Consider the following 24367-nt stretch of genomic DNA (forward strand, 5'->3'; position numbering starts at 1 on the left):
ACGCCGAGACTTGATGGTCGGGCTTAGTGATGGCGCGGCTTGAGGATAGCCGGCTTTTCATCCGGGGCTTGCAGCAGCAGGTACAGCGCGGTTAGCGCTTCCGGGATCTGCACGATCATGTCGTCCATCAGGTTGGCGTCAGCGGCGATGTCGGCGAACTCTGGCTGTTCATCGAACAGACCGGAGCCGACCATGATCGGCAGCAGCATCTCGCTGACTTCCTCTTCGTCGTTCTCGAACCAGGCCGACTCGCGCAGGAACACGCCTTCCATAAAACCGATGCACCAGCCACGCAGCTCGGAGTCATCGGGGTCATCGCCCAGGTCCAGATCGCACGGCAATTCGAACTCCTCGTCCGATGCCAGCTGGCGAGCGATGTGCGCCTTGAGCTGGATCAGGGTGGATTCGATTTCCTCGTGTTGCGCCTCGTCGGCGTAGTGCGGAGGCTCGGCGAACAGTGCGTCGATCCACTCGCGATCAGGAACGGTTTCGGCGCAAATGGACAGCGCGGTGAGATAGCCGTGGGCGGCTACGTAGTCCAGCGCTTCGTCATGCAGCTCATCGGCATCGAGGAAGGCTTGCAGGCGGTGTAATTGCTCAGCGAAGGACATTGACAGACTACCTTGGGAATAAACGATGCTGAATTCTAGGCCCTGAGGGCGCCCGGCGCCAGCGGCGAGGCCACTGGAATCGGTATTCCGGTAAATTTCGACCGCCGGTGTCACCGCGGTCCAATCTGTCGGAGCGCTCCGGTATACTGCCGCGCTTTGCGATTTCCACAGCGATTCTCAACCGCTGTTGCGGCACCATCCGGGGTATTTATGCTCGACCAGGCTCAACGCGTACTTAAAGACATCTTCGGCTACGACAGCTTCCGTGGTCGCCAGGGTGCCATTATCGAGCGCGTGGCCAGTGGCGGTGATGCACTGGTGCTGATGCCCACCGGCGGCGGCAAATCCCTGTGTTTCCAGGTGCCGGGCCTGTTGCGCGACGGCCTTGCGGTCGTGGTTTCGCCGCTCATCGCGCTGATGGACGATCAGGTGGCAACGCTGGAAGAACTCGGTGTTTCAGCCGCCGCACTGAACTCCACGCTCAGCGCCGAGCAGCAGCGCGACCTCGCTAACCGCATTCGTCTGGGCGAAATCAAGATGCTGTATCTGGCACCGGAACGTCTGGTCCAGCCGCGCATGCTGTCGTTTTTGCAAAACCTCAAGATCGCCCTGTTCGCCATCGACGAAGCCCACTGTGTGTCGCAATGGGGTCATGATTTCCGTCCTGAATACCTGCAGCTGGGCCAACTGGCCGAGCTGTTTCCGGACGTGCCGCGTATCGCCCTGACCGCCACGGCCGACAAGCGCACCCGTGAAGAGATCGTCGAGCGTCTGCACCTGCAGAACGCCGAGCGCTTTTTGTCGAGCTTCGACCGCCCGAATATTTTTTACCGCATCGTGCCCAAGGAACAGCCACGCAAGCAGTTGCTGGCATTTCTGTCCGAGCGGCGCAGCGACGCCGGCATCGTTTATTGCCTGTCGCGCAAGAAGGTCGAAGAGACTGCGGCGTTCCTCAGCGACAACGGTTACCCGGCGCTGCCGTACCACGCCGGCTTGCCCATCGAGACCCGCTCCGGCAATCAACGGCGCTTCCTTAATGAGGAAGGCCTGATCATGGTCGCCACGATCGCGTTCGGCATGGGCATCGACAAGCCCAACGTGCGCTTCGTGGCGCACATGGATCTGCCCAAATCGCTGGAAGCCTATTACCAGGAGACTGGCCGGGCAGGGCGGGACGGCCTGCCGGCCGATGCGTGGATGGCGTACGGTCTGCAAGACGTTTTAATGCTCAAGCAGATGCTGCAGAACTCCGAAGGCGACGAGCGTCACAAGCGCGTCGAGCAGCACAAGCTCGACGCCATGCTGGCGCTGTGTGAAGAAACCCGCTGCCGGCGTCAGTCGCTGCTCGCCTACTTCGACGAAATCATGCCCAACCCTTGCGGGCATTGTGACAACTGCGTCGACGGCGTGCAGACCTGGGACGCCACCGAACCCGCGAGACAGGCGCTTTCAGCGATCTATCGAACCGGCCAGCGCTACGGCGTCGGCCATCTGGTCGACGTGTTGCTGGGCAAGGAAAACGACAAGGTTCAAAGCTTCGGTCATCAGAAGCTGGCGGTGTTCGGTGTCGGCAAGAGCCGCAGCGAAGGCGAATGGCGTTCATTGTTCCGACAGCTGGTGGCGCGTGGTTTGGCCGACATTGACCTGGAAGGCTACGGCGGCTTGCGCCTGAGTGACACCTGCCGGCCGCTGTTGCGTGGCGAAGTCACTTTGCAGCTGCGTCGTGACCTGAAACCGCAGACCACCGCGAAAGCCTCCGGCAGCCCGGCGAGCCAACTGGTGCGCGGCGAAGAGCGCGAACAGTGGGAAGCGCTGCGTGCCTTGCGGCGCAAGCTGGCGGAAGAACATGGCGTGCCGCCTTACGTCATCTTCCCGGATTCAACCCTGCTCGAGATGCTGCGCAGCCAGCCGGGGTCCATGGCCGACATGGGCCGGGTCAGCGGTGTGGGCGCTCGCAAGCTGGAGCGTTATGGTGAGGCGTTCCTTGAAGTGCTCGGCGGTGCTTCACCGGCGCCGCGTGTGGTCGCCGATGTGCGGCATGAGCTCATCAGCCTCGCCCGCGCCGGCATGACGCCGATGCAGATCGCCGGTCAACTGCAATGCTCGGAGAAAAACGTCTACACGATGCTCGCTGAAGCCATTGGCAAACAGCAGCTTTCCCTGGATCAGGCGCTGGATTTGCCCGAGGACCTGATGACCGAGATTCAGGATGCGTTTCTCGACGGCGAAGGCGAGCTGCCCCCCGTTGCCGCCATTGCCGAACTGTTCACCGGGCGCGTACCCGAGGGCGTGCTGTATTGCGTGCGGGCGGCGTTGCAGTCGGAGTTTGAGGTCTGACCCGTCGCAACCTCGACAGGCAGCACACTCAAATAACCCCAAGCAACCCGAAGGCATACCCGCCGCATCCCGGCACCTCCTCGCCGCTGCGACGAATCACCACGCCCGGGCGCTTGCCTCATCACTGTCTCCATGGTTAGCTGCCTATTAATTAGGATTCGCCTTTAACCATCGAGTTACCTATGCCGTTAACCGAAGAACATCGCTTTGGCATGCAACTGGCCCATATGTCCCGGGGCTGGCGCGCGGAGCTGGATCGCCGGCTGGCTGATCTGGGATTGTCCCAGGCGCGCTGGCTGGTGTTACTGCATCTGGCTCGTTTCAAAACGCCACCCACCCAGCGTGAACTCGCCCAGAGCGTGGGCGTTGAAGGCCCGACCCTGGCCCGGCTGCTGGACAGCCTGGAGAATCAGGGACTGGTGCTTCGGCAGGCGGTGCTCGAAGATCGTCGGGCGAAAAAGATCGTCCTCTGTGACACCGCGCGTCCGCTGATCGAGAAAATCGAAACCATCGCCACCGCCTTGCGCCACGAGTTGTTTGCCGGCATCGACGAAGAAGAATTGCTCATGTGCATGCGCGTTCATTCGAAAATCCTCGCCAATCTCGAAAAATCCTGAAAACCGCGCGAACGCCTGCGACAAATACATTGATGCGGGCGAAACATCCTGTTCTATTTGCACCCATACTGATGCTGCCCGGATGACGTGTCCGGGCATACCGAATGTGCAGGGAAGCCTGCCTCGTCTTCAAAAGGGTTCGCATGCTGAAGAGTTTTCAGGCCGGTAGTCGTCGTGAAGGGGGTGCGCCTCTTCGCGTTCAGTCGGGTCTTCGTTCGGGTTTGCTCGCCATCGGGCTCGCCTCAGCCGCGTTGCTGCACAGCTCCGTGGCGGCTGCGCTGGGTCTGGGCGATATCAGCCTGCATTCTGCGTTGGGGCAACCCTTTAACGCCGATGTCGAATTGATTGAAGCGGGTGGGATGAGTCCCGAGGAAATCGTCGTCGGGCTCGCGCCGCCCGAAGCCTTTGCCAAGGCTGGCGTGGAGCGCGTGTTCTTTCTCAACGACCTGCGTTTCACTCCGGTGATCCGTGGTAACCGCAGCGTGATTCACATCGAATCCCACAAGGCGGTCACCGAGCCGTATCTGAATTTCCTCGTCAGGCTGGTACGGCCGAACGGCGACCAGCTGCATGAATACACCGTGCTGCTTGATCCGCCGACATCGCCGACCGGGCTCGCCGCGACGCGCAGCCGTACTCAATCGCCAGCGGCCCGCGCGACAAATGATGATTCGCGTCTGCCGGTCGCGCCGCCCCAGGCTCGACAGGGCAAGCACTACACGGTCGTGTCCGGCGACACGCTGGCGGGTATTGCCCGCCAAGTACAGGTGCCGGGCAGCAAGACCTCTTCTGCCGAGTTGATAAGAGGCGTGGTGGCGCTCAATCCGCAAGCGTTTCCCAATGGTGAGCGCAGCCAGTTGAAGGTCGGTCAGAGCCTGTTGCTGCCGGACAACGCCGTTGAACCGAAGACCGCCAATGGGTCTGCTGCAGGCAGCGGCACCTCGGCCGCAGCCTCCGCCCCGACGCCTGCCTCGGCGAAGCAGAACGCCAGCGATCAGTTGTCGGCGGCGGCGCTGGAAAACCAGCAGTTGAACAACACGCTGGACGACCTCAAGCAGCAAGTCCAGACGTCCACCGTCGAAGAGGCCGACAAGGACAAGCAGATCATCGAACTGCAGACCCAACTCGCCGAACTCAAGGCCCAATCGGCCAAGCCTGTGGCGGCGCCAGTTGCTCCCGCCCCCTCGACGGCGGCAACGCCGGCTGCACCCGCTCCGGTAGCCACTCCCGTACAAGCGCCGGTGCCGGTTGCCGCCGAGGATGACTTCCCCTGGACGTCGGTTCTGGCAGCGCTGTTGGTGATATTGCTGCTCCTCGCGCTGGCTTGGTCTGTGCGCCGCAACCGGATCAAAAATCAGCTGGCCCTCGAGCCTGTGCCGGCGGAACCGGTGGTCAGGTCTGCGGCCACGGTCACCCCGGTCTTCGAAGTGCCGGCGGTCACCCCGGCGCGTCCGGCTTCGTCAGCACCTGCCGGCCAACGTCTGGCCGGTGCCGCCACTGACGCCCTGGATGGCGCGAGCATTTACATCGCCTACGGTCGCTTCGCCGAAGCACTGGCCATCCTGCGGGATGCGTTGGGCAAACAGCCCGAGCGCACCGATGTTCGCCTGCGCATTCTCGAACTGCTCGGCGAGCAGGGCGACATCGATGCGTATGACGAAGAAGAACGCGTGCTCCTGAGTCAGGGCGTCGACGCGCAGAAGCTTCAGGATATTCGCAATCGTTACCCGAAACTGAAGCCCGAGCCCGTGGTCCCCGCAGCGCCGTACGCGCCAGTCGCGTCGCCAGCCATGACCTCGGCCGCAGCCTCCGCCGCGGCCCTGGGTGCTGCCGCGGTGCTGGCCAGCCAGACAGCCTCGGCCAGTCAGGCATCAGAAGAGCCGCCGGCGCTCAGCCTGACGGACCCCCCCCAGTTGGACGAAAATGCGGCCGCATCACTGAACCCGGTCGACCCTGCCGACGATTTCCAGCTCAACCTCGACGACCTCTCCATGGACGCCGACTGGGATCTGGTTGATCCGTTCGACAGCACGCCCGCCCCGCGCAAGCCCGCGCCTGTACTCGAAGCCGAACCTGAACTGGACACTTCGTTCTCGTCCGACCTCACGCAGCTGCCCGAGGTGTTCGAGATGCCCGAAGAGCAGTTCCTCAGCGACTTCGCCGAAGAGGAAACGCCGCCGGAAATGGACGTTCAGTTCGAGGCCGGTCCGGCAGTCATTGTGCAGAGCAACAGCGATCTGCTGGACGACGCTTTTCTCGACAGTTTCATGATCGAGGAGGGCGGCTTCGATCTGCTGAGTCTGGACGAAGAGCCGCTGAGCAAGATCAATGAGGCGCAGGTGCTGATCGATGAAGGCAATGTCGACGAGGCCCGTCGGCTGTTGCAGGAAGTGATCGACGGCTCCGATGACGGCCCGCAGCAAACCGCCCGTGATTTGCTGGCAGGGTTGGGCTGACCGATGTCTGCCAAGCCTGAAATCACCATCACCTACTGCACACAGTGCCAATGGCTGTTGCGCGCCGCCTGGCTGGCTCAGGAATTGTTGAGCACCTTCACCGATGATCTCGGCAAAGTGTCATTGATCCCCGGCACCGGCGGTGTATTCCGCATCACCTGCGACGACGTGCAGATCTGGGAGCGCAAGGCCGACGGCGGGTTTCCCGAGGCCAAGGTGCTCAAGCAGCGCGTGCGTGACCAGATCGATCCGGCCCGGGACCTGGGGCACAACGATCGTCACGCCGGCCTGGATACCTGAGCGCGCATCGGGTCTGGGAAAGTGTTAATCGATATGTCGTGTCATCAAAGCTAAACACCGCCGTCATGTTCATATCACCGACCACGTCCACGCTTGGGAAAACCAAAGTGGAGGTGGTCCATGAGCATTGCCGAGAGCGTGAAACCCAGTCGTAAACAACGTGTCCGGACCTTGTGGATCTCTGACGTGCATCTGGGAACCCGCGACTGCCAGGCCGAACACCTCTCCGGATTTCTCAAGCAATACCACGCCGACAAGGTGTACCTGGTGGGCGACATCATCGACGGCTGGAAGATGCGCGGCGGCATGTACTGGCCGCAAGCCCACACCAACGTCATCCGCCGTCTGCTGACCATGAGCAAGCGCGGCACCGAAGTCATTTACGTCACCGGCAACCACGACGAATTCCTGCGCCGCTATTCAAAACTCATTCTAGGCAACATCCAACTGGTCGATGAAGCTGTGCATCTGACCGCCGATGGTCGTCGTCTGCTGGTGATCCACGGTGACCAGTTCGACGTCATTACGCGCTACCACCGCTGGCTGGCGTTTCTTGGCGATTCGGCCTACGAATTCACCCTGACCCTCAACCGCTGGCTCAACCACTGGCGCGCCAAATACGGCTACGGCTATTGGTCACTGTCGGCGTATCTGAAGCACAAGGTCAAGACTGCAGTGAATTTCATCAGCGATTTCGAGGAAGCCATCGCCCATGAGTGCGTCAAGCGCGGTCTGGACGGGGTGGTGTGCGGGCACATTCACCACGCCGAAATCCGTCAGGTGGGCGGCGTGGAATACCTCAACTGCGGCGACTGGGTGGAGTCCTGCACGGCGTTGATCGAGCACTGGGATGGCACGATCGAGCTGTTCCGGTTGGCCGATGCCCACGTCAAAGCCAAAAGCCCGGAAACAGCGCAGCCCGTGGGCGAGACGGTCTGAGCAGGCAGCTTTTACTCAAACAGTGGGGCAGCAAGGCGTCATGCGCGACGCCGACGAGTGCCGGTCAAAACGGTACTTTGCCCCTGAGCATGTCTCCGTACATGACGAAATCACCGAGCAGGCTGTAGAACGGATGCTTGAACGTGGCCGGACGGTTCTTCTCGAAAAAGAAGTGGCCGATCCAGGCGAAGGTGTAGCCCGCCAAGGGCAGTACCCACAACAATGTCCAGTGAGCGCTGAGCACGGCGAATGCCAGAATCAGGATGACCAGACTCGTGCCGATGAAATGCAAGCGTCGGCACGTGCTGTCCCGATGTTCGTGCAGATAATACGGATAGAAGTCTTCGAATCGGTCGAAACGCTTCACTGTTTCCACAAGGCTATGCTCCGGGCAGGGTATTGGTTGAGCTTAGTCCAGCCCCCACTGCCCGCCGCGACATTTCTCGGGGCTACGCAGCTGACGTTGCCCGGCCCGCAGTGTTCTAGTGCCGCCAGAACGCCGGTATGCACAGCACCAGCACCGTGATGATTTCCAGCCGACCGAGCAGCATGCCCAGTGACAGAATCCACTTGGCGGCATCCGGCAGCGTCGAGAAGTTACCCGCCGGCCCGATGGTTTCACCGAGCCCCGGCCCCACGCCTGACACGGTGCTGGCGGCGCCCGTCAGCGCAGTCATCCAGTCCAGCCCCAGCAGCGACAGCATCAGCGCGATCAGGCAGATGGTGAAGGTGAAGAAAAACGAGAAGGTCAGAATCGAACGCACGATCTCGTCGTCCAGCCGGTGACCGTTGTACTTCTGCTTGATCACCGCGCGCGGGTGGATCAGCTGGTGCAGGTTGGCGCGCAGCAGGATGTAGGCGACCTGAAAGCGGAAGATCTTCACGCCGCCCGCCGTTGACCCTGAGCATCCCCCGATGAACCCCAGGTAGAAAAACAGCATCAGCGCGAAGTTGCCCCACAGGCTGTAGTCCCCCAGGGCGAAACCAGTGGTCGTCACCACCGAGGTCACGTTCAGCGCGACATGGCGCAACGCGTCGTACCACGGCAGATCGGTCGTCGCCCAGTACCAGGCGGTCATCACCAGCCACATCACCAGCAGCAGGCCGAGAAAACCCTGCACCTGTTGATCCTTGAGCAGCGCCCCGCGATTGCCCCGCAGCGTCGCCACATAGAGGGTGAACGGCAGGGCGCCGAGGATCATCACCACGATGGCCACCCAATGCACGGCGGGCTGCGGCCATTTCGCCAGTGACTGATCCGAGGTGGAGAACCCTCCGGTCGATATCGCCGACATCGCGTGATTGATGGCGTCGAACAGGCTCATGCCCGCCCACCAGAACGCCAGCGTGCCCAGCACGGTGATGCCCAGGTAAACAAGCACGATGAATTTGGCGACCATGTGCGAACGCGGCATGACTTTTTCGGAACGGTCCGACGACTCGGTCTGAAACAGGCGCATACCGCCGATGCGCAACAGCGGGAGAATCGCCACGGCCATGCCGATGAAGCCGATGCCGCCGAGCCAGTGCAGCAGCGATCGCCAGATCAGGATGCCGGGGGACATGGTGTCCAGGCCGCTGAGCACGGTGGAGCCCGTCGCGGTGATGCCGGACATGCTTTCGAAGAAGGAGTCGGTGTAGCTGATGTGTTGGGTGAGCAGAAACGGCAGCGCCGCGAAGATGCAGACGATGACCCAGCTGCTGACCGTCAGCAGGTACATGTCCCGGGGCCGCAGGTGCACGTGTTCAGGTCGGCCCTGGCCCACCAGCGCCAGCCCGGACACGAAGGTAATCAGGCTCGACCACAGAAACGACGGCATGTCGGCGGTGCGGTGGAAGATCATCAGGGTGATCATCGGCACGACCATGGCGATGGCCAGGGTAATCAGGAAGATGCCGATAATGAAACCGATGATGCGGAGAGTCGGCAACGCCATGCAGTCGCTCTGATCAGGTAGTGAGAGGGCGGCCATTCTACTCGCGAGCCCGTTGGTGTAAACCGAGGCATTTCCGAGAGTGTTGTAAGTAATTGCCCCGGTTAATCGTTATTGAAGTTCAAGACTGCACCGAGGGCACTACAATGGCCCGTCATTTTTCCTGGAGACGACTTAATGGAAGCGCTCGACGTATTGCTTAATCGCGTGTCCGTGCCCCGCTTGATCGAACCCGCCCCGGACGCCGAGCAACGCGAGATCCTCTTCGGCGCAGCCCTGCGCGCGCCTGACCATGGCGTCTTGCGGCCTTATCGATTTCTGACCGTCGAAGGCGACGCACGCAACCGCATGGGCGAACTGCTGGCCCAGGCATTGATCGACAAAGGCGGCGATGTTGAGGCCAAAGCGCTGGACAAGGCCCGTAACGGACCGTTGCGCGCGCCCTTGGTGGTCGTGGTCATCGCCAAGTTGACTGACCACTTCAAAGTGCCGAAAAAGGAACAAGTGATCACCGCAGGGTGCGCTGCCCACGGCATCCTCCTGGCCGCTTATGCGATGGGCATTGGCGCGGTCTGGCGCTCGGGGGATTTGTCCTACTCCCGCCACGTCGCCGAAGGGCTGGGTCTGACAGCCGAAGAAGAAGTCGTCGGCTTTCTGTACCTCGGCACGCCGCAAAATCCGCCGCGTGAACCCGCGAAGCCGGAGGTTGCTGGTTTTGTGAGCGCGTGGGAGGGGTAACAAACTGGTTTCATCCCGCTATAAGCGCCGGCCCCGATCTGTAGGACTGGCTTTAGCCGGGAAGGCATTAAGCGTTACACCGCAAAACTGAGGTGTACAGACAGGCCTCTTCCCGGCTGAAGCCGGTCCTACCAGTCACCGCACCCATTCAGCGGGAGCGGCTGCGAACAGGGAATTAACCGTGCATAGCGGTTAACTCGCGCGGCACGACGATGCTGGCCACGAATCCGCCCTGCGGGTGATTGCCCAGCACCAGCGTTCCGCCGTGCTTCTCGGCGGCGCGTTTGGCAATGGCCAGGCCGAGCCCGTAGCCCGGCGCAGTCTGGTTGGGCGCGCGATAGAACGGCTCGCCCAACTGCGCCAGATGCTCCGGATTGGCACCGGGGCCATGGTCCCGCACGCTGAGCCGCCATTCATCCCCCTCAAGGGTTGCGCTCAACTCGATCGGCTGACCCACCGGATTGAAGCGCAGCGCGTTGCGCAGCAGGTTGTCCAGCGCCCGTTCCAGCACGCTTGGCCAGCCCTGCAACTGCACCCCTGGCTGCACCGACACCGAAACCGTCTGCTCGCCGCCGCCCATCTCCGTCTCGGCCTGCAGATGATGCAAAAGCCCCGACACATCCACCGCCGTGGCGCTGCCCATGTCGGCGTCCAGTCGTGCCAGCGCCAGAATTTCGCTGATCAACTCTTCCAGCCGGTCGCACTCACGGGTCAGGCGCGGCCACAGCTTGTCGCGCTCCACCGGTTCTGCGCGTTCGGCCAGGGCCAGGGCAATCCGCAGCCGGGCCAGGGGAGAGCGCAGTTCATGGGAAACGTCGCGAAGCAGCTGGCGCTGGCTGCTGATCTGACTTTGCAGGCGGGCACCCATGCGGTTGAAGTCGTTCGCCAGCACGCCAAATTCATCACGGCGGTTGGCCAGTCGCGCCAGGCTGTTTTGCTGGTAGGTGGTCTGGCCGAGGTCATGCACCGCGCCGCGCAGACGGCTTAGCGGGCGGGTGATCGACAGCGTCACCATCAGGCTGAACAACGTCAGCACCACCAGCGCGATGCCCAGCGCGCTCAGCGGCCAGACCAGACTGTCGCGGTGCCACGCGTCCAGCTCCGGATGTGGGATCCGGTAAATCAGCAGGTAGGTTTCACCGGTTTTTTCACTGGTGTATTCGGAGGTCAGTCGCCGCCACGGCAGTGGTCGTGTGTCGTCATTCTGCCGCTCTTCAAAAGCCGCCGCGCGGGGCGGGAAGGTGCCGGGAATCACCGCTTCGCCGCTGTCGTTGAGCACCTGAACGTCGATGTGGTATTTGCGCTTGAGGTCTTGCAGATAATCCTGGGCGGATTTCTCGCCTTTGTCCTCGTACAACTCCACCCACTTCTGCGGCAAGTTGTGCAGGCCGGGATGACGGCTGAGAATCCAGGCGTCCTGATTGAGGACATGGCCCATCAGGATCGACAGGCCCGCTACCAACGCGATCGCAAGCCAGAAGCTCGCCAGGATTCTCCAGAACAATGAACGCACGTGCTGCCCTCGACCCGGTGTGTCAAAAAGAAAACCCGACACGCCGGGGAGCGTGTCGGGTTGGGGGAAGTGTAATGCCGCGCCAGCAGGCAGTTACTGGGTTTTTTGCGCTTTCTGCGCTTTCCACGCTTCGAACTCGGCGCGATCCGCACGGCGCTGGGCTTCATCCTTCTGGATCTGGTCGAAGGTCTTCTGTTGCTCCGGCGTCAGCAGGGCGCGGATGCCGGACTGGGTTTTGGCCCGGGCAGCTTCCTGTTCATCCATCATCGCCTTCTGGTCGGCGGGCGACAGCTTGGCCAGGTACTTCTGGGTGATCTCGGAGCGGCCGCGCCACTGATCGCCCATCATCTGGTCGACTTGCTGACGTTGTTCAGGGGTCAGGTTGAGTCTTTCCATCGGGCCGTGGCGATGATGCATGCCAGGGCCTTCAAAGCCAGGACCGCCAGGGCCACCCATAGGGCCAGCTTCCGGAGGCATGGCCATTGCAACGGTAGGCAGGGCTGCGGCGAACATCAAAGCCATCAAAGTCTTGCGCATGGTGAATCTCCTTGTCTCGATTTCGGCTCTGTGCCGGTTGAGGCCAGTTTAGGGAGATCAAGGTCAAGGGAGGTCAGGGGTCGGTAAAGCTTGGGTAAAGGGGGCGCGCTGGCGTGTTGACGTAGTGTGCCTGCTACCGAGTGCGCGCACAGCTGTAAGCGGCAAGCCACAAGCTTCAAGCCACAAGCTTCAAGCCAAAAAGCAGTCCGGCGTCGCTGCCGATGCTGTTGCTTGTGCTGTCGCTGTTGCTTGCAGCTTGCCGCTCCCAACTGCCTCGTCAGAGGCTGTAATAATACCCGCGGCTGCGCAGGGCAACGATGCGCGGGCGGCCGTCGGCGTGGGGGCCGATCTTCTTGCGCAGGTTGCTGACGTGCATATCAAGGCTGCGGTCGTAGAGCGTCAGTTTGCGGCCCAGGGCCAGTTGCGCCAGCTCCTGCTTTTCCAGCGGTTCACCGGGCTGGCCGAGCAAGGCCTCAAGCAGACGCGCTTCGGAGACCGTCAGGGTGAATTCCTGCTCGTCAATCGTGACCACGCCCCGTGCGGGACTGAAGCACAGATCGCCCAGTTCGATTTGCGACGATACCGCCGTCGGATGGCTACGGCGCAGCACCGCGCGCAGACGCGCTGTCAGTTCGCGAGGATCGCAGGGCTTGGCCAGATAATCATCGGCGCCCAGCTCCAGCCCCAGAATGCGGTCCAGCGGTTCGCCGCGCGCCGAGAGCATCAGCACGGGAAGGTCGGGGTGATCGGTGCGCAATTGTTTGAGCACTTCCAGACCGCTGCCGTCGGGGAGCATCACGTCCAGCACCACCGCAGCGGGTGCGGATTCGGCAAGCGCTTTGCGCGCGCTCTGGCCATCGTGGCAGGCACGCACAGCGAACCCTTCCTGACTCAACCAACTGCTCAGGAGCTCACACAGCTCCTGGTCATCATCAATAAGTAACAGCTCGCTCATGACTCACTCATTTAGCCATTGCCGACGACATCGACGCCGGCCGCTGGCAAAGATACCGCACTGGAGGGCCACCCTGGCTGCGTGACCCCTCGTGACAAACCATTATTGTTCGGTCAATACCCACAAGGCATGACCGCCCGTGCCTCTTTGAGCCGCAGTCAAAGCCTTTGGTTCTAGCAACTTATCGGCAGGGCAGTGCGTAGGGTGAACTTCAGAAGGCGGGTGAAGGCGGTCCGGCCCGGTGTACAGAGCCGGGCGCCTGACAGACGTTTCAGGGCAGGACTTGCTTGAACGGTTTGACGATCACGTCAGCGTAGACACCCGCTGCCACATAGGGATCCGCCTCAGCCCAGGCCTGGGCGTCCTTGAGGGACTCGAATTCGGCGACGATCAAGCTGCCGGTAAACCCTGCAGTGCCCGGGTCGATGCTGTCTACCGCAGGCATCGGGCCGGCGAGGACGATGCGCCCTTCGGCCTTCATTGCGTTCAGACGCTCCAGATGCGCAGGGCGTGCGGCCAGGCGTTTTTCCAGCGAGTTGGCGACGTCGGTTGCCACGATTGCGTAGAGCATGTCAGTCCTCTCTTTTTTTGTTTGTAGGCTGGGTTGACGGCTCGGCGTCATGGATGTGGCGAGCCAGGTAGATGCCCTGGCCGACCAGGAACAGCAGGGTCATGCCCAGGCTGCCGAACACCTTGAAGTCGACCCAGAATTCTTGATAGGTAAACGCCACATAGAGATTGGCCGCGCCGCAGAACAGGAAGAACACGATCCAGGCGATGTTCAGTTTGGTCCAGACCGCCTGCGGCAGGGTCAGCGCGTGGCCCATGATGCGTTGAATCAACAGACGATCGCCGATGAAGTGACTGCCGGCGAAGATCAGCGCGAAGACCCAGTTCACCACCGGGGCTTTCCACTTGAGGAAGGTTTCGCTGTGGAACGCCAGGGTCAGGCTACCGAACACGAGGCAGGCAATCAGCGTCAGCCACTGACTTTTTTCCAGTTTGCCCTGACGGACATAGAGGACGCCGTAAACCACGAGGGAACTGGCGATCAGCATCGCGGTGGCGCTGTAAATCCCGCCTACCATGAAGCTGTGGCCAAGGACATCGACGGCTTGCGGGCTGATTTTGTAAACGATGAAGAACAGGATGAGCGGGATGAAGTCGATGAATTGTTTCACAGTAAGAGCCAGAAGCTGGATGTGACGGCATAATAACAAACATCAATGACTGCGAAAGCGCCCCTATGAACGTCGATCTGCACTGCCACAGCACCGCTTCCGATGGCGCCCTTGCGCCCGCGGTACTCGTCGCGCGTGCACACGAGCACGGCGTGAAAGTCCTCGCACTCACCGACCACGACACCCTCGAAGGCCTCGCCGAGGCCCGTGCTGCGGCGCTTGCGCTGGGTATGCAGCTGATCGACGGCATCGAATTGTCCTGCACCTGGGGCGGTGCCACCATCCATGTGCTGGGCTATGGGTTCGATGTGGACGCCCCGCAATTGCGTGAGGCGATCGAGCAATTGCACACCGGCCGCTGGTTGCGGGCCGAAGAAATAAGCCGCAAGTTGGCGATGAAAGGTATGCCCGGCGCGCTCGAAGGTGCGCGTGCGGTGCAGCAGGCGCTGGGCGACAGCGGTAATGCGCCGGCCCGGCCGCACTTTGCCGACTTTCTGGTCAACCAGGGGTTCGTCAAGGACCGCGCCGAAGCGTTCCGCAAATGGCTCGGTGCGGGCAAGCTGGGCGACGTCAAGCAACACTGGCCGACCCTTGAGCAAACGGTGGCGACCCTGCGCGCCGCCGGGGCGTGGGTCAGCCTCGCGCACCCTTCGCATTACGATTTCACCCGCAGCAAGCGTCGCAAGCTGGTCGCCGACTTCATTCAGGCCGGCGGCCACGCCATAGAAGTGGTCAACGGCCTGCAGCCTGCCGATCAGGTCGGCAGTCTGGCTATTCTGGCCCGTGAGTTCGGTCTGCTGGTCAGTGCCGGCAGTGATTTTCATGCCCCAGGCGCATGGTCTGAAATCGGCGTTTATCGCCCATTGCCCGAAGACCTGCCGCCCCTTTGGTGTCGGTTCAAACATGACCAGCCTACTGCCGTCTGAACAGGAAATTACCGTGAGTCAATTTTTCCAGGTCCACCCGGAAAACCCGCAAGCGCGCCTGATCAAGCAGGCCGTGGAAATCATCCGGGCGGGCGGTCTGGTGGTTTATCCCACCGATTCGTCCTACGCATTGGGTTGCCAGATGGGCGACAAGACTGCCGTCGAGCGCATCCGTCGCCTGCGTCAACTCGATGACAAACACAATTTCACGCTGATGTGCAGCGATCTGTCCCAACTGGGGTTGTTCGCCAAGGTCGACACGGCGGCGTTTCGCGTGCTCAAGGCGCACACGCCGGGGCCGTACACCTTTATTCTCGGCGCCACCCGTGACGTGCCGCGTCTGGTCCTGCACCCCAAGCGGCGCACCATTGGCCTGCGCGTGCCGGGTCATCCCATCGCGCAGGCGCTGTTGCAGGAACTGGGTGAGCCGCTGATGAGCGTCAGCCTGATCATGCCGGGCGAGACCATTCCGATGAGTGACCCTTACGAGATGCGCGGGATTCTCGAGCATCAGGTGGACCTGATCATCGACGCCGGCGAGGGCGGCATCTCGGCCTCGACCGTGGTCAACCTGACCGATGGCGAGCCCCAGGTGGTCCGCGTGGGTTGCGGCGATCCGACGCCGTTCGGGGTCGAAGTCGAGTGACCGAGGCGCAAACGCTGGATGTTCAGACCGCCGCTCAGCCCGACCCGCAGGCCAACGCCCAGCAAGAGCTGCCGTTTGCCATGGTCTACGGTCAGGCCGTCACACAGATGCCGGTCGACCTGTACATCCCGCCGGATGCGCTGGAAGTGTTCCTCGAAGCTTTCGAGGGCCCGCTGGACCTGCTGCTTTACCTGATTCGCAAACAGAACATCAATATCCTCGACATCCCCGTGGCGGAAATCACCCGCCAGTACATGGGCTATGTAGAGCTGATGAAAACCGTGCGCCTGGAGCTGGCCGCCGAGTACCTGGTCATGGCGGCCATGCTTGCCGAGATCAAATCGCGCATGTTGCTGCCGCGCTCGGAAATGGCCGAGGAGGAAGAGGGCGATCCCCGCGCCGAACTGATCCGTCGCTTGCAGCAGTACGAGCGGTTCAAGGCAGCGGCAGAAGGCATCGATCAACTGTCCCGCGTGGGCCGCGATGTACTGGTGCCCCGGCTGGAGGCGCCCGAAGCGCGGGTGCGCAAGTTGTTGCCGGACGTCGCCCTCGAAGAGCTGTTGATGTCGATGGCCGACGTGCTGCGCCGTGGCGACATGTTCGAAAGTCACCAGGTCAGCCGCGAAGCGCTGTCCACCCGCGAGCGCATGAGTGATGTGCTGGAGCGCTTGAAAGGCGCGGGTTTCGTGCCCTTCGCCGAGCTGTTCACGGCAGAAGAGGGGCGGCTGGGCGTGGTGGTGACGTTCATGGCGGTGCTGGAACTGGTCAAGGAGCAACTGGTGGAGCTGGTGCAAAACGAAGCCTTCGCCGTTATTCATGTGCGGGCGCGAGCCGAATAAAGAGCAAGAGCTGATCAATGAATCTGAATGAACCCCGCGATCTGGCGCCGTTGCTCGAAGCGTTTCTGCTCGCCTCCGGAAAACCGCAGTCCCTGGAGCGTCTCTACGAGCTCTTCGAAGAGGGCGAGCGGCCCGAACCGCCGGTGTTCAAAAAGGCGCTGACGTTGCTGGGCAAGTCCTGCGACAACCGCGCCTTTGAGCTGAAAGAAGTCGCCACCGGCTATCGCTTGCAGATCCGCGAGAAGTTTGCGCCCTGGGTCGGGCGTCTGTGGGAAGAACGCCCGCAGCGTTATTCGCGCGCCCTCCTGGAAACCATGGCGCTGATCGCCTATCGCCAGCCGATCACCCGGGGCGAGATCGAGGACGTGCGTGGCGTCGCGGTCAACACCAACATCGTCAAGACCCTGATGGAGCGCGAATGGATCAGGATCGTCGGCTACCGCGACGTGCCCGGCAAACCCGCGATGTTCGCCACCACCAAAGCCTTTCTTGATCACTTCAACCTGAAAAACCTCGACGAACTGCCGCCACTGGCCGACCTGCGCGAAATGGAAACCGAGCCGGTGCTTGAATTCGACGACGCACCTGTGCCCGCGCACTTGCAGGCGTTGGCCGATGCCAGCCTGCCACTCGATGCTGACGCAGAGCCTGAGGCGCCCCGGGATGAGACCAGTTTCCGCAGCTTGTTGGCCGAGCTGGATACCATGGAGCAGGGCCTGAAAATCGACTTCGACGATTTATTGCTCGATGAGGCCGATAAAGAGTCTGAATTGGAAGAACCGCCGCAGGACGATGAAGATCCGCGGTGACGAACGCTGTGGCAGGACGATGCCTAGCGCCCAATTCCTCATTCAGGCGAACCCATGAGCACCAAGAATCCCTGCATCAGCCTCTGCAAATTCGACGATGATATTTGCCTGGGCTGTGGTCGCAGCAAGCGCGAGATCAAATCCTGGAAGAAGATGGAGAAGGACGAAAAGCGTTCGGTGCTCGCCGAATCGGCGCTGCGGCTGATCAAGCTCAAGGGCGCCAGTCGGCGGAAAAAGAAGTCAGCCTGAATTTTTCATCTAGTCTCTGATGCGCAACGCGCGTCAGGCGCGTATGATTCGCGACCTTTTGGCGATCCACACGCGCCAGGGATTTCAGTTTTCCGCCCGTTCCGCCTCAGAGCTGTTCTGATCCGGAGCCGCTTTCGTCCAGAGAGCCGGGCCACAGGCCATGCCCACTCGCGCATGCCCTGATTCGACACACCGGGAGGTGCCCAGATGAGTGAACAAGACAAGCAAGATAAAGAGATCGGCCCAGCAGGCGAAAAACTGCAGAAGGTCCTGGCGCGCATCGGCGTCGGTTCCCGTCGCGACGTTGAAGCCTGGATCGGCGAAGGCCGCATCAAGGTCAACGGCGTTCAGGCCACTCTGGGTCAGCGCGTCGACCTGCACGACGCCATTACGGTCGACGGTCGCGTGATCCGCCGCGAAGAAGCCGCCGAAACCGTTCGCCGCGTCGTCATGTACAACAAGCCGGACGGTGAAATCTGCACCCGTGACGACCCTGAAGGCCGTCCGACCGTGTTTGATCGCCTGCCGCGTCCGAAAGAAGGCCGCTGGATCAACATCGGTCGTCTGGACATCAACACCACCGGGTTGCTGATGTTCACCACCGACGGTGAACTGGCCAACCGCCTGATGCACCCTTCGTTCGAAATGGACCGCGAGTACGCCGTGCGCGTCCGTGGCGAAGTCGACGACGACATGCTGGCGCGCCTGAAGGCTGGCGTGGTGCTGGAAGACGGTCCGGCGCGTTTCACCGACATTCAGCAGGCGCCGGGTGGCGAAGGCTTCAACCACTGGTACCACTGCGTGGTCATGGAGGGCCGCAACCGCGAAGTTCGTCGGTTGTGGGAATCCCAGGGTTTGGTGGTCAGCCGTCTGAAGCGCGTGCGTTTCGGCCCGGTGTTCCTCAACTCCGATCTGCCGATGGGTCGCTGGCGCGAAATGAGTCAGCAGGAAGTCGACATTCTCAGTGCCGAGGTCGGCCTGACGCCGGTCGCGATGCCGCAGATGACCGCCAAGACCAAAGACAAGCTGGAGCGTTTGCAGCGCCAGTCTTCCCGTCCGTTGGGCAAAGGCGAACGTGTGCGTCAGGTTCGTCCGGCCAAAGATGCAGTGTCTTCGGACCGTCCGGCCCGTGAGCCACGTCTGGCGGATGGCGAGCGCCCGGCGCGCAAGCCTGCGGAAAACGGTCGTCCGGCGCGCACCCCGCGTCCGGCTATCGGTGGTCGTGGCGACACTGCCCGTGGCGGCAATCCACGTGGCGACAGCGCGCGTAGCGAAAACGGTCGCGGCACGCCGGTCGCGGAACGCCCGAGCGACATGAACAAGCGTCCCGCCAAGCCGAAGCCTTCGCGTCCCGGCATCGGTCTGGTGGACGACAAGACCCCGTCCGGCAAACGCCGCGGCCCGCCAAGCGGCACCGGTCAGCGCCCGGGCTTTGGTCGTCGCAAGCCCGAGTAATGGCCTTGTGAAGCAGTAATCGCGGTCTGAAGTACAAAAAACGCCAGTCGAGAGACTGGCGTTTTTTTATGCGCGCTTGGGAGTCAGACGACGTAGGCAGTCCCGTCGAACACCACGCGCTTGTCCACGGCCAGTGAGCCGCTGTTGAAAATCAGGTCCATGTGGTGGCTGCCTTTGGCACCGCCACCCAGTCCCAGATGCAGTCCGCAATGGCGCTCTTCGAACCCTGCATTGCGTGCGTACAGCTGGCTGACACCTTCGTTGGTGCCGATCCCCAGTTCTTCGATGCGCCGGTTCGAGGGATTGGCGTCCAGGTATTTATTGAAGTCGTGCTCCAGCCCCGGCACGTCGGTGGCAATGCGGGTGATGGTGGAGTTCTCGATCCACAATTCCAGTGGCGACTCGATGATCCCGTACTTGCGCGCGAAGGGTATGGTGCTGAGAAAGGTGCCGAGGAACCGCACATGACCGTTGATGGATTCGCTGTGGGTGGCGATCTCACCCGGTGCCAGGTCGTAATTACCGACGCCGTTGATGTTGGTCCACTTCTTCAATTCGCGCAGCGGCGCCTCGAAGTACGAGCCGTGATCGTCGCTGAAGCTGAGGGTCTCGCCTCCGTTCATGGTGTCGATCAACGCCGCATTTAACTGCGCGATGCGTTCGGGTTCAACGCTGAACGTGTCGTAGAAATAATCGCCGTAATCTTTGAACAGCAAAGACTTTTTCCACTGCGCCGACATCACCTCTTGCAGCTGACGAATGAACGGCGGTCCCTCGGCGCGGGGATTGGGCAGCGTTGAGGAATCGTAGAACAGGACGAAGAGATCGGAGTCGGTGATGGCCTCTGATAGCTCGCCGACCGGGGTAGTGTCCAGCGGCAATGTGCTGAACCGGAAGACATCCCGCGCCGTCGAGCTCTCGGCGATGCTCTCGATGAGACGGCGGTATTCCGCGGTGTGTGCCAGTAAGACGTGGGGGGTGTGAATGCCGGTGACGGCGGGATGGTGTTGCAGGTAGTAGAGGAAATGTTCGATTGCGCTGCTGTTATCCATAGTGCGCTCCGCATCCGGATGCTCGAAACAAGAGGGCGAACGCGTTAGCCACGTTCGCCCTTCAGCTGTTTTAGAACGGCCACATCGCGGTGCCAAACGGCACCACAGCGTCAGCCTGCATCATCTCCACAGCGGCATCATGAGTCGGTGCTTCAAACCAATCGTCCAATTGCAGTTCTTCTTCCAGAGCCAGTTCAACTGTTTGCATAGGTGAATCTCCTGAGAATGACGTACTTGCCGAATGCAGCGAGGACGAAAGGCATCGCCTTAACTCCTCGTCATGGAAGCACACTGACCTTCGTGGCCAGCAAGCACTGAAAAAACTAGTGCAATAGTCAGACTGTTGCAAAGTAAAAATCGACCGACAAATGCTGGCATTTCGCCGGAATTATGGAAACTTGCAGCGAAAACAACGTAAGGGAGCTTTCGATTTCGGAGAATTATTTTTGCGACAGAATTGTGTCGGAGGTTGGTATAGAACAGCTTCCCGGCTGAAGCCGGTCCTACAGAAGCGTCATGCACATCCTGTGGGACCGGCTTCAGCCGGGAATTCTTTCGCCGCCAAACGCCATGTGAGCGGTGTACAATGCGCGCCCGTTTTTTCTGTGATCCACCGGCGTATGGACGCCAACCCCTCGGGGTTACCCACTCCGTTTCCCTCCGCCGCGTCATGAGCGCGTCGGGTTCGATTCCGTCACAGACAAGCGCGCCAAGGTGGTTTGCCAATGAGTGAAAACATGTCCCATTCGGGTGACTTGAAGCGTGGTCTGAAGAACCGTCACATCCAGTTGATAGCCCTCGGTGGCGCGATCGGCACGGGGCTGTTCCTAGGCTCGGCAGGGGTGCTGAAGTCCGCAGGCCCGTCGATGATCCTTGGCTACGCCGTCTGCGGCTTCATTGCTTTCATGATCATGCGACAGCTCGGCGAAATGATCGTCGAAGAGCCGGTGGCCGGGTCGTTCAGCCATTTCGCCCACAATTACTGGGGCGGTTTTGCCGGCTTTCTGTCGGGCTGGAACTGCTGGGTCCTCTACATTCTGGTGGGCATGTCCGAACTGACCGCCGTCGGCAAATACATCCAGTACTGGTGGCCGGAAGTCCCGGCATGGGCCTCGGCTGCCGTGTTCTTCGTGATGATCAACGTCATCAACCTGGCCAACGTAAAAGTCTTCGGCGAGGCTGAATTCTGGTTCGCGATCATCAAGGTGGTGGCGATTCTGGGGATGATCGCCCTGGGCAGCTATCTGCTGGTCAGCGGCGAGGGTGGCCCACAAGCATCGGTCAGCAACCTGTGGGATCGGGGCGGCTTCTTCCCCCATGGCGTGAGCGGGCTGGTCATGGCGCTGGCGTTCATCATGTTCTCGTTCGGCGGGCTGGAAATGCTTGGCTTCACCGCAGCCGAGGCGGACCAGCCGCGGACCATCATTCCCAAGGCGATCAATCAGGTCATTTATCGGATTCTGATTTTCTACATCGGCTCGCTGGTGGTGCTGCTGTCGCTGACGCCGTGGGACGCCTTGCTGATTGACCTCAATGCGTCCGGCGATGCCTACAGCGGCAGCCCGTTCGTGCATGTGTTCTCGATGCTGGGCAGCACGACGGCGGCGCATATTCTCAACTTCGTCGTGCTGACGGCGGCCTTGTCGGTCTACAACAGCGGCACCTATTGCAACGCGCGCATGCTGTTCGGCATGGCCGAGCAAGGCGATGCGCCGCAGTCACTGGCGCGGGTCGATGGCCGGGGTGTTCCGGTGCGAGCGATTCTGGTGTCGGCGGCGGTGACGCTGATCGCCGTGTTGCTCAACTACCTGATGCCGCAAAATGCCCTTGAGCTGCTGATGTCCCTGGTGGTCGCCACTCTGGTCATCAACTGGGCGATGATCAGCTATTCGCACCTCAAGTTCCGCCAGCACCTGACCCGGGTCGGCCAGCAGCCGCTGTTCAAGGCGCTGTGGTACCCGTACGGCAACTACGTCTGTCTGGCGTTTGTGGTGCTGATTCTGGTGATCATGCTGATGATCCCCGGTATCCGGATTTCGGTGTACGCGATCCCGATCTGGCTGGCGGCGATGTGGGTGTTTTACGTGATCAAGAACAAGCGCCGGGCCAACAGTGAGTCAATGGCCCAGCGGACGTCGATCATCAAATAAGGCGAGAGCCGCCGGTGACGTCGCGGCGGCTTCGACCAGGAACTGGATTGCCATGCTGATCATCTCCAACAACATCCATCTGCCGGACAGCGACGTCGAGCTGACCGCCATCCGTGCCCAGGGTGCGGGTGGTCAGAACGTCAACAAGGTGTCCAGCGCCATGCATCTGCGTTTCGACATCAACGCCTCGTCGCTGCCGCCGTTCTACAAGGAACGCCTACTGGCGCTGCGTGACAGCCGCATCACCAGCGACGGCGTGCTGGTGATCAAGGCGCAGCAATACCGGACGCAGGAGCAGAACCGTGCCGATGCGCTGGAACGCCTGAGCGAGCTGATCATCAGTGCGGGGAAGGTGGAGAAGAAGCGCCGGCCGACCAAGCCGACCCTGGGCTCGAAGACCCGCCGGCTGGAATCGAAAACCAAGCGCGGGTCGATCAAGGCAGGGCGGGGTAAGGTGGATTTTTGAGTGTCGCTTGCGGGATCAGCTGGCGACCGGCTTGTCCCGCGTCCTTTTCGCGTGCTTGTAGAGATACACGCTTAGCCCGAGGCCGCTCAGTGACGCCAGCGCAGCAAACAGGAAGATCGACGCGAAGCCGAAACCAGCCGCCACGGCGCCCGCCACCGGCCCGGTAATCCCCAGCGACAGGTCAATGAACAGCGAATAAGCCCCCACCGCCGCACCGCGACTGGCCGGCGGCACCAGGTTCACCGCTTCGACGCCCAGCGCCGGAAACACCAGCGAGAAGCCGAAGCCGGTCAGCGCCGCACCGGCCAACGCCAGATTCGGGTTGGGCGCCAGCCACAGCAGCAGCAAGCCCAACGTCTCCACCGACAGGCAGGCAATCGCCACGCGGAAGCCGCCGATGCGATTGATCAGGTTGCCGAACAGCAGGCGTGCACCGATGAAGCAGGCGCCGAACAGGCTCAGGCACAACACCGCATTTGGCCAGGTGTGGCTGGCGTAATACAGCGTGATAAACGTTGCGATGGTGCCAAAGCCGATTGACCCCAGCGCCAGCCCGGTGCCGTGGGGCAGCACGCGGCCCAGCACGTGCAGGAAGGGCAAGCGCTCGCCATGCACCAGCGGCGCCGGGGTTTTCTTCCAGGCCAGGGAAATCCCCAGCGCCGCCAACAGCATGATGCTGACGCCCATGCTCCACAGCCCCAACGCATTGACCAACAACACCCCCACCGGCGCGCCGATGGCCAGGGCGCCGTAGCTGGCGATGCCCCAGCCGATCGAGCCGGAGCCGACCAGGCTTTCAGCGCTGCCGAGCACCAGCCGCCCTACAAACAGGCTGATCAGGCTGATCATTGGCCAGGCGTCGAGCCAGTCGGCGAGGAGCATGAACACGCCGCTCAACCCGCAGCCGAACAGGCCGATGATTACCGCTTTTTTCGGGCCTCGGGTGTCGATGAATCGCCCGGCAAAGGGCCGGCTGAGGAGGGTCGCGAGGTATTGCACGCTGATCACCAGCCCGGCAGCGACCGCGCCGAAGCCAAGGTCGGTGTGCACATAACCTGGCAATACGGCCAGCGGGATACCGATGTTCAGGTAGCCGATGAAGGTGAAAAGGACGATGGAAACAACCTGCAGCGTGACAGCCATAGGACGTTGAGGGGCAGCGCTCGAAGCGTCTGGCATGGGCATAGATCCACGGTTACGACGGAAAAAGAATAGCGAGGGGGCAATCGGCTTGAAGCGTAGACGCTTGAATCCGCGCGAGGGCACATGATAGCGAGGCACGGCGGTTCATGGCAGTGGCGGATGGGTGGATCTGAGTTCGGGGTCAGGCAGGGGTGGAACCTGTCGCGAATGATTCAGCCCTTATGGAAATACACCTTGAAGACGCTCTTCCGTAGGGGCTGAAAATTTAGCGGCTGAAAAATCAGTGGCTAAACAGGCCTTTAGCGCGGGCTTTGGGCTTTGCTGCTGTCGTTGCGTTTACCGCTGGCTTTCATCTCGATCGGCTGACCGAGTTCCTGGCGGGCTGCTGCGCTTTGCTGATTTTGGCTTGGGAAGGGGAAGTTCGGGATTTCATGCATATCGTCGCTCCTCACAAGTGTGTTGCGGCTGAATTGAACAGCGCGTCCGAGAACGCTCAGGGAGGATACAGCAGTAC

General features: G+C 61.5%; 26 protein-coding genes. 14 read left to right on the top strand and 12 right to left on the bottom strand.

Features of this window, described 5'->3' with window-relative positions; genetic code table 11:
• Nucleotides 1-23 precede the first annotated feature (23 nt).
• A complete protein-coding gene (locus tag SLW74_RS02815) occupies nucleotides 24-611 on the bottom strand; it encodes a YecA family protein (protein ID WP_192135458.1) in 588 nt (195 codons plus the stop codon).
• Nucleotides 612-821: 210 nt separating this feature from the next.
• Here SLW74_RS02815 and recQ point away from each other — a divergent pair, with 210 nt between their 5' ends.
• The 5 genes from recQ to SLW74_RS02840 all read left to right on the top strand — a co-directional run bounded on the left by recQ (nucleotide 822) and on the right by SLW74_RS02840 (nucleotide 7260).
• On the top strand, nucleotides 822-2948 hold the full coding sequence (recQ, locus tag SLW74_RS02820; RefSeq protein ID WP_410928080.1) for a DNA helicase RecQ: 2127 nt from the start codon (nucleotides 822-824) through the stop codon (nucleotides 2946-2948).
• A gap of 182 nt (nucleotides 2949-3130) precedes the next feature.
• Entirely contained in the window at nucleotides 3131-3565 is a 435-nt protein-coding gene (locus SLW74_RS02825; protein WP_065986915.1) for a MarR family transcriptional regulator, read from the top strand.
• Between the two features lie 143 nt (nucleotides 3566-3708).
• Nucleotides 3709-6021 carry a FimV/HubP family polar landmark protein gene (locus SLW74_RS02830; protein WP_410928081.1) on the top strand — a complete coding sequence of 771 codons (2313 nt, stop codon included), beginning with the start codon at nucleotides 3709-3711 and terminating at the stop codon, nucleotides 6019-6021.
• Nucleotides 6022-6024: 3 nt separating this feature from the next.
• Complete coding sequence (locus tag SLW74_RS02835; RefSeq protein ID WP_065986919.1) at nucleotides 6025-6321, top strand: SelT/SelW/SelH family protein; 297 nt, start codon at nucleotides 6025-6027, stop codon at nucleotides 6319-6321.
• Between the two features lie 120 nt (nucleotides 6322-6441).
• The gene (locus tag SLW74_RS02840) at nucleotides 6442-7260 is read left to right on the top strand and encodes a UDP-2,3-diacylglucosamine diphosphatase (protein ID WP_065986920.1); all 819 of its coding nucleotides are present in this window, start codon (nucleotides 6442-6444) and stop codon (nucleotides 7258-7260) included.
• 64 nt (nucleotides 7261-7324) lie between these two features.
• Here the strand turns inward: SLW74_RS02840 and SLW74_RS02845 are convergent, their stop codons facing one another.
• Nucleotides 7325-7636: a DUF962 domain-containing protein gene (locus tag SLW74_RS02845; RefSeq protein ID WP_410928082.1), complete on the bottom strand. Its 312-nt coding sequence runs from the start codon at nucleotides 7634-7636 to the stop codon at nucleotides 7325-7327.
• Between the two features lie 106 nt (nucleotides 7637-7742).
• Complete coding sequence (locus tag SLW74_RS02850; RefSeq protein ID WP_410928083.1) at nucleotides 7743-9197, bottom strand: TrkH family potassium uptake protein; 1455 nt, start codon at nucleotides 9195-9197, stop codon at nucleotides 7743-7745.
• A 174-nt stretch (nucleotides 9198-9371) separates the two neighbouring features.
• Here SLW74_RS02850 and SLW74_RS02855 point away from each other — a divergent pair, with 174 nt between their 5' ends.
• Nucleotides 9372-9932, top strand: coding sequence for an NAD(P)H nitroreductase (locus SLW74_RS02855; RefSeq protein WP_065986926.1), 561 nt, complete (start codon nucleotides 9372-9374; stop codon nucleotides 9930-9932).
• 175 nt (nucleotides 9933-10107) lie between these two features.
• Here SLW74_RS02855 and SLW74_RS02860 read toward each other — a convergent pair whose 3' ends face one another.
• The 5 genes from SLW74_RS02860 to SLW74_RS02880 form a co-directional block, all read right to left on the bottom strand.
• Nucleotides 10108-11445, bottom strand: coding sequence for a sensor histidine kinase (locus tag SLW74_RS02860; protein ID WP_410928084.1), 1338 nt, complete (start codon nucleotides 11443-11445; stop codon nucleotides 10108-10110).
• Nucleotides 11446-11538: 93 nt separating this feature from the next.
• Entirely contained in the window at nucleotides 11539-11982 is a 444-nt protein-coding gene (locus SLW74_RS02865; RefSeq protein WP_065986932.1) for a Spy/CpxP family protein refolding chaperone, read from the bottom strand.
• A 277-nt stretch (nucleotides 11983-12259) separates the two neighbouring features.
• Nucleotides 12260-12937 carry a response regulator transcription factor gene (locus tag SLW74_RS02870; RefSeq protein ID WP_065986934.1) on the bottom strand — a complete coding sequence of 226 codons (678 nt, stop codon included), beginning with the start codon at nucleotides 12935-12937 and terminating at the stop codon, nucleotides 12260-12262.
• Between the two features lie 271 nt (nucleotides 12938-13208).
• Nucleotides 13209-13508: a YciI family protein gene (locus SLW74_RS02875; protein ID WP_410928085.1), complete on the bottom strand. Its 300-nt coding sequence runs from the start codon at nucleotides 13506-13508 to the stop codon at nucleotides 13209-13211.
• Nucleotide 13509: 1 nt separating this feature from the next.
• Entirely contained in the window at nucleotides 13510-14118 is a 609-nt protein-coding gene (locus tag SLW74_RS02880; RefSeq protein ID WP_296306112.1) for a septation protein A, read from the bottom strand.
• A 65-nt stretch (nucleotides 14119-14183) separates the two neighbouring features.
• Between SLW74_RS02880 and SLW74_RS02885 the strand changes: the two genes are divergently transcribed.
• From SLW74_RS02885 to rluB, 6 genes are all read left to right on the top strand, one after another.
• Nucleotides 14184-15044, top strand: coding sequence for a PHP domain-containing protein (locus tag SLW74_RS02885; protein WP_192135444.1), 861 nt, complete (start codon nucleotides 14184-14186; stop codon nucleotides 15042-15044).
• Between the two features lie 13 nt (nucleotides 15045-15057).
• A complete protein-coding gene (locus tag SLW74_RS02890) occupies nucleotides 15058-15690 on the top strand; it encodes an L-threonylcarbamoyladenylate synthase (protein ID WP_108121457.1) in 633 nt (210 codons plus the stop codon).
• 140 nt (nucleotides 15691-15830) lie between these two features.
• A complete protein-coding gene (locus tag SLW74_RS02895) occupies nucleotides 15831-16529 on the top strand; it encodes a segregation and condensation protein A (RefSeq protein ID WP_163022142.1) in 699 nt (232 codons plus the stop codon).
• Between the two features lie 17 nt (nucleotides 16530-16546).
• Complete coding sequence (gene scpB / locus SLW74_RS02900) at nucleotides 16547-17338, top strand: SMC-Scp complex subunit ScpB (protein WP_065986944.1); 792 nt, start codon at nucleotides 16547-16549, stop codon at nucleotides 17336-17338.
• Nucleotides 17339-17392: 54 nt separating this feature from the next.
• Nucleotides 17393-17587 (top strand): DUF1289 domain-containing protein, encoded by a 195-nt coding sequence (locus SLW74_RS02905; protein ID WP_065986946.1) that lies wholly within the window; start codon nucleotides 17393-17395, stop codon nucleotides 17585-17587.
• A 207-nt stretch (nucleotides 17588-17794) separates the two neighbouring features.
• The gene (gene rluB, locus SLW74_RS02910) at nucleotides 17795-19042 is read left to right on the top strand and encodes a 23S rRNA pseudouridine(2605) synthase RluB (protein WP_065986948.1); all 1248 of its coding nucleotides are present in this window, start codon (nucleotides 17795-17797) and stop codon (nucleotides 19040-19042) included.
• 83 nt (nucleotides 19043-19125) lie between these two features.
• Here the strand turns inward: rluB and SLW74_RS02915 are convergent, their stop codons facing one another.
• Both SLW74_RS02915 and SLW74_RS02920 read right to left on the bottom strand, forming a co-directional pair.
• On the bottom strand, nucleotides 19126-20094 hold the full coding sequence (locus SLW74_RS02915; protein WP_410928086.1) for a leucyl aminopeptidase: 969 nt from the start codon (nucleotides 20092-20094) through the stop codon (nucleotides 19126-19128).
• A gap of 70 nt (nucleotides 20095-20164) precedes the next feature.
• Nucleotides 20165-20302, bottom strand: a complete 138-nt coding sequence (locus SLW74_RS02920) for a hypothetical protein (protein WP_163022139.1) — start codon at nucleotides 20300-20302, stop codon at nucleotides 20165-20167.
• A 517-nt stretch (nucleotides 20303-20819) separates the two neighbouring features.
• Between SLW74_RS02920 and SLW74_RS02925 the strand changes: the two genes are divergently transcribed.
• Entirely contained in the window at nucleotides 20820-22244 is a 1425-nt protein-coding gene (locus SLW74_RS02925; RefSeq protein ID WP_065986952.1) for an amino acid permease, read from the top strand.
• A 52-nt stretch (nucleotides 22245-22296) separates the two neighbouring features.
• On the top strand, nucleotides 22297-22710 hold the full coding sequence (gene arfB, locus SLW74_RS02930) for an alternative ribosome rescue aminoacyl-tRNA hydrolase ArfB (RefSeq protein ID WP_065986956.1): 414 nt from the start codon (nucleotides 22297-22299) through the stop codon (nucleotides 22708-22710).
• Between the two features lie 15 nt (nucleotides 22711-22725).
• Here arfB and SLW74_RS02935 read toward each other — a convergent pair whose 3' ends face one another.
• Both SLW74_RS02935 and SLW74_RS02940 read right to left on the bottom strand, forming a co-directional pair.
• Nucleotides 22726-23889: an MFS transporter gene (locus tag SLW74_RS02935; RefSeq protein WP_410928087.1), complete on the bottom strand. Its 1164-nt coding sequence runs from the start codon at nucleotides 23887-23889 to the stop codon at nucleotides 22726-22728.
• A 263-nt stretch (nucleotides 23890-24152) separates the two neighbouring features.
• Nucleotides 24153-24290 carry a hypothetical protein gene (locus tag SLW74_RS02940; RefSeq protein ID WP_166650518.1) on the bottom strand — a complete coding sequence of 46 codons (138 nt, stop codon included), beginning with the start codon at nucleotides 24288-24290 and terminating at the stop codon, nucleotides 24153-24155.
• Nucleotides 24291-24367 lie beyond the last annotated feature (77 nt).

Origin of the sequence: Pseudomonas sp. W5-36 (genome assembly GCF_046540455.1) — a bacterium.
GTDB lineage: Bacteria > Pseudomonadota > Gammaproteobacteria > Pseudomonadales > Pseudomonadaceae > Aquipseudomonas > Aquipseudomonas graminis_B.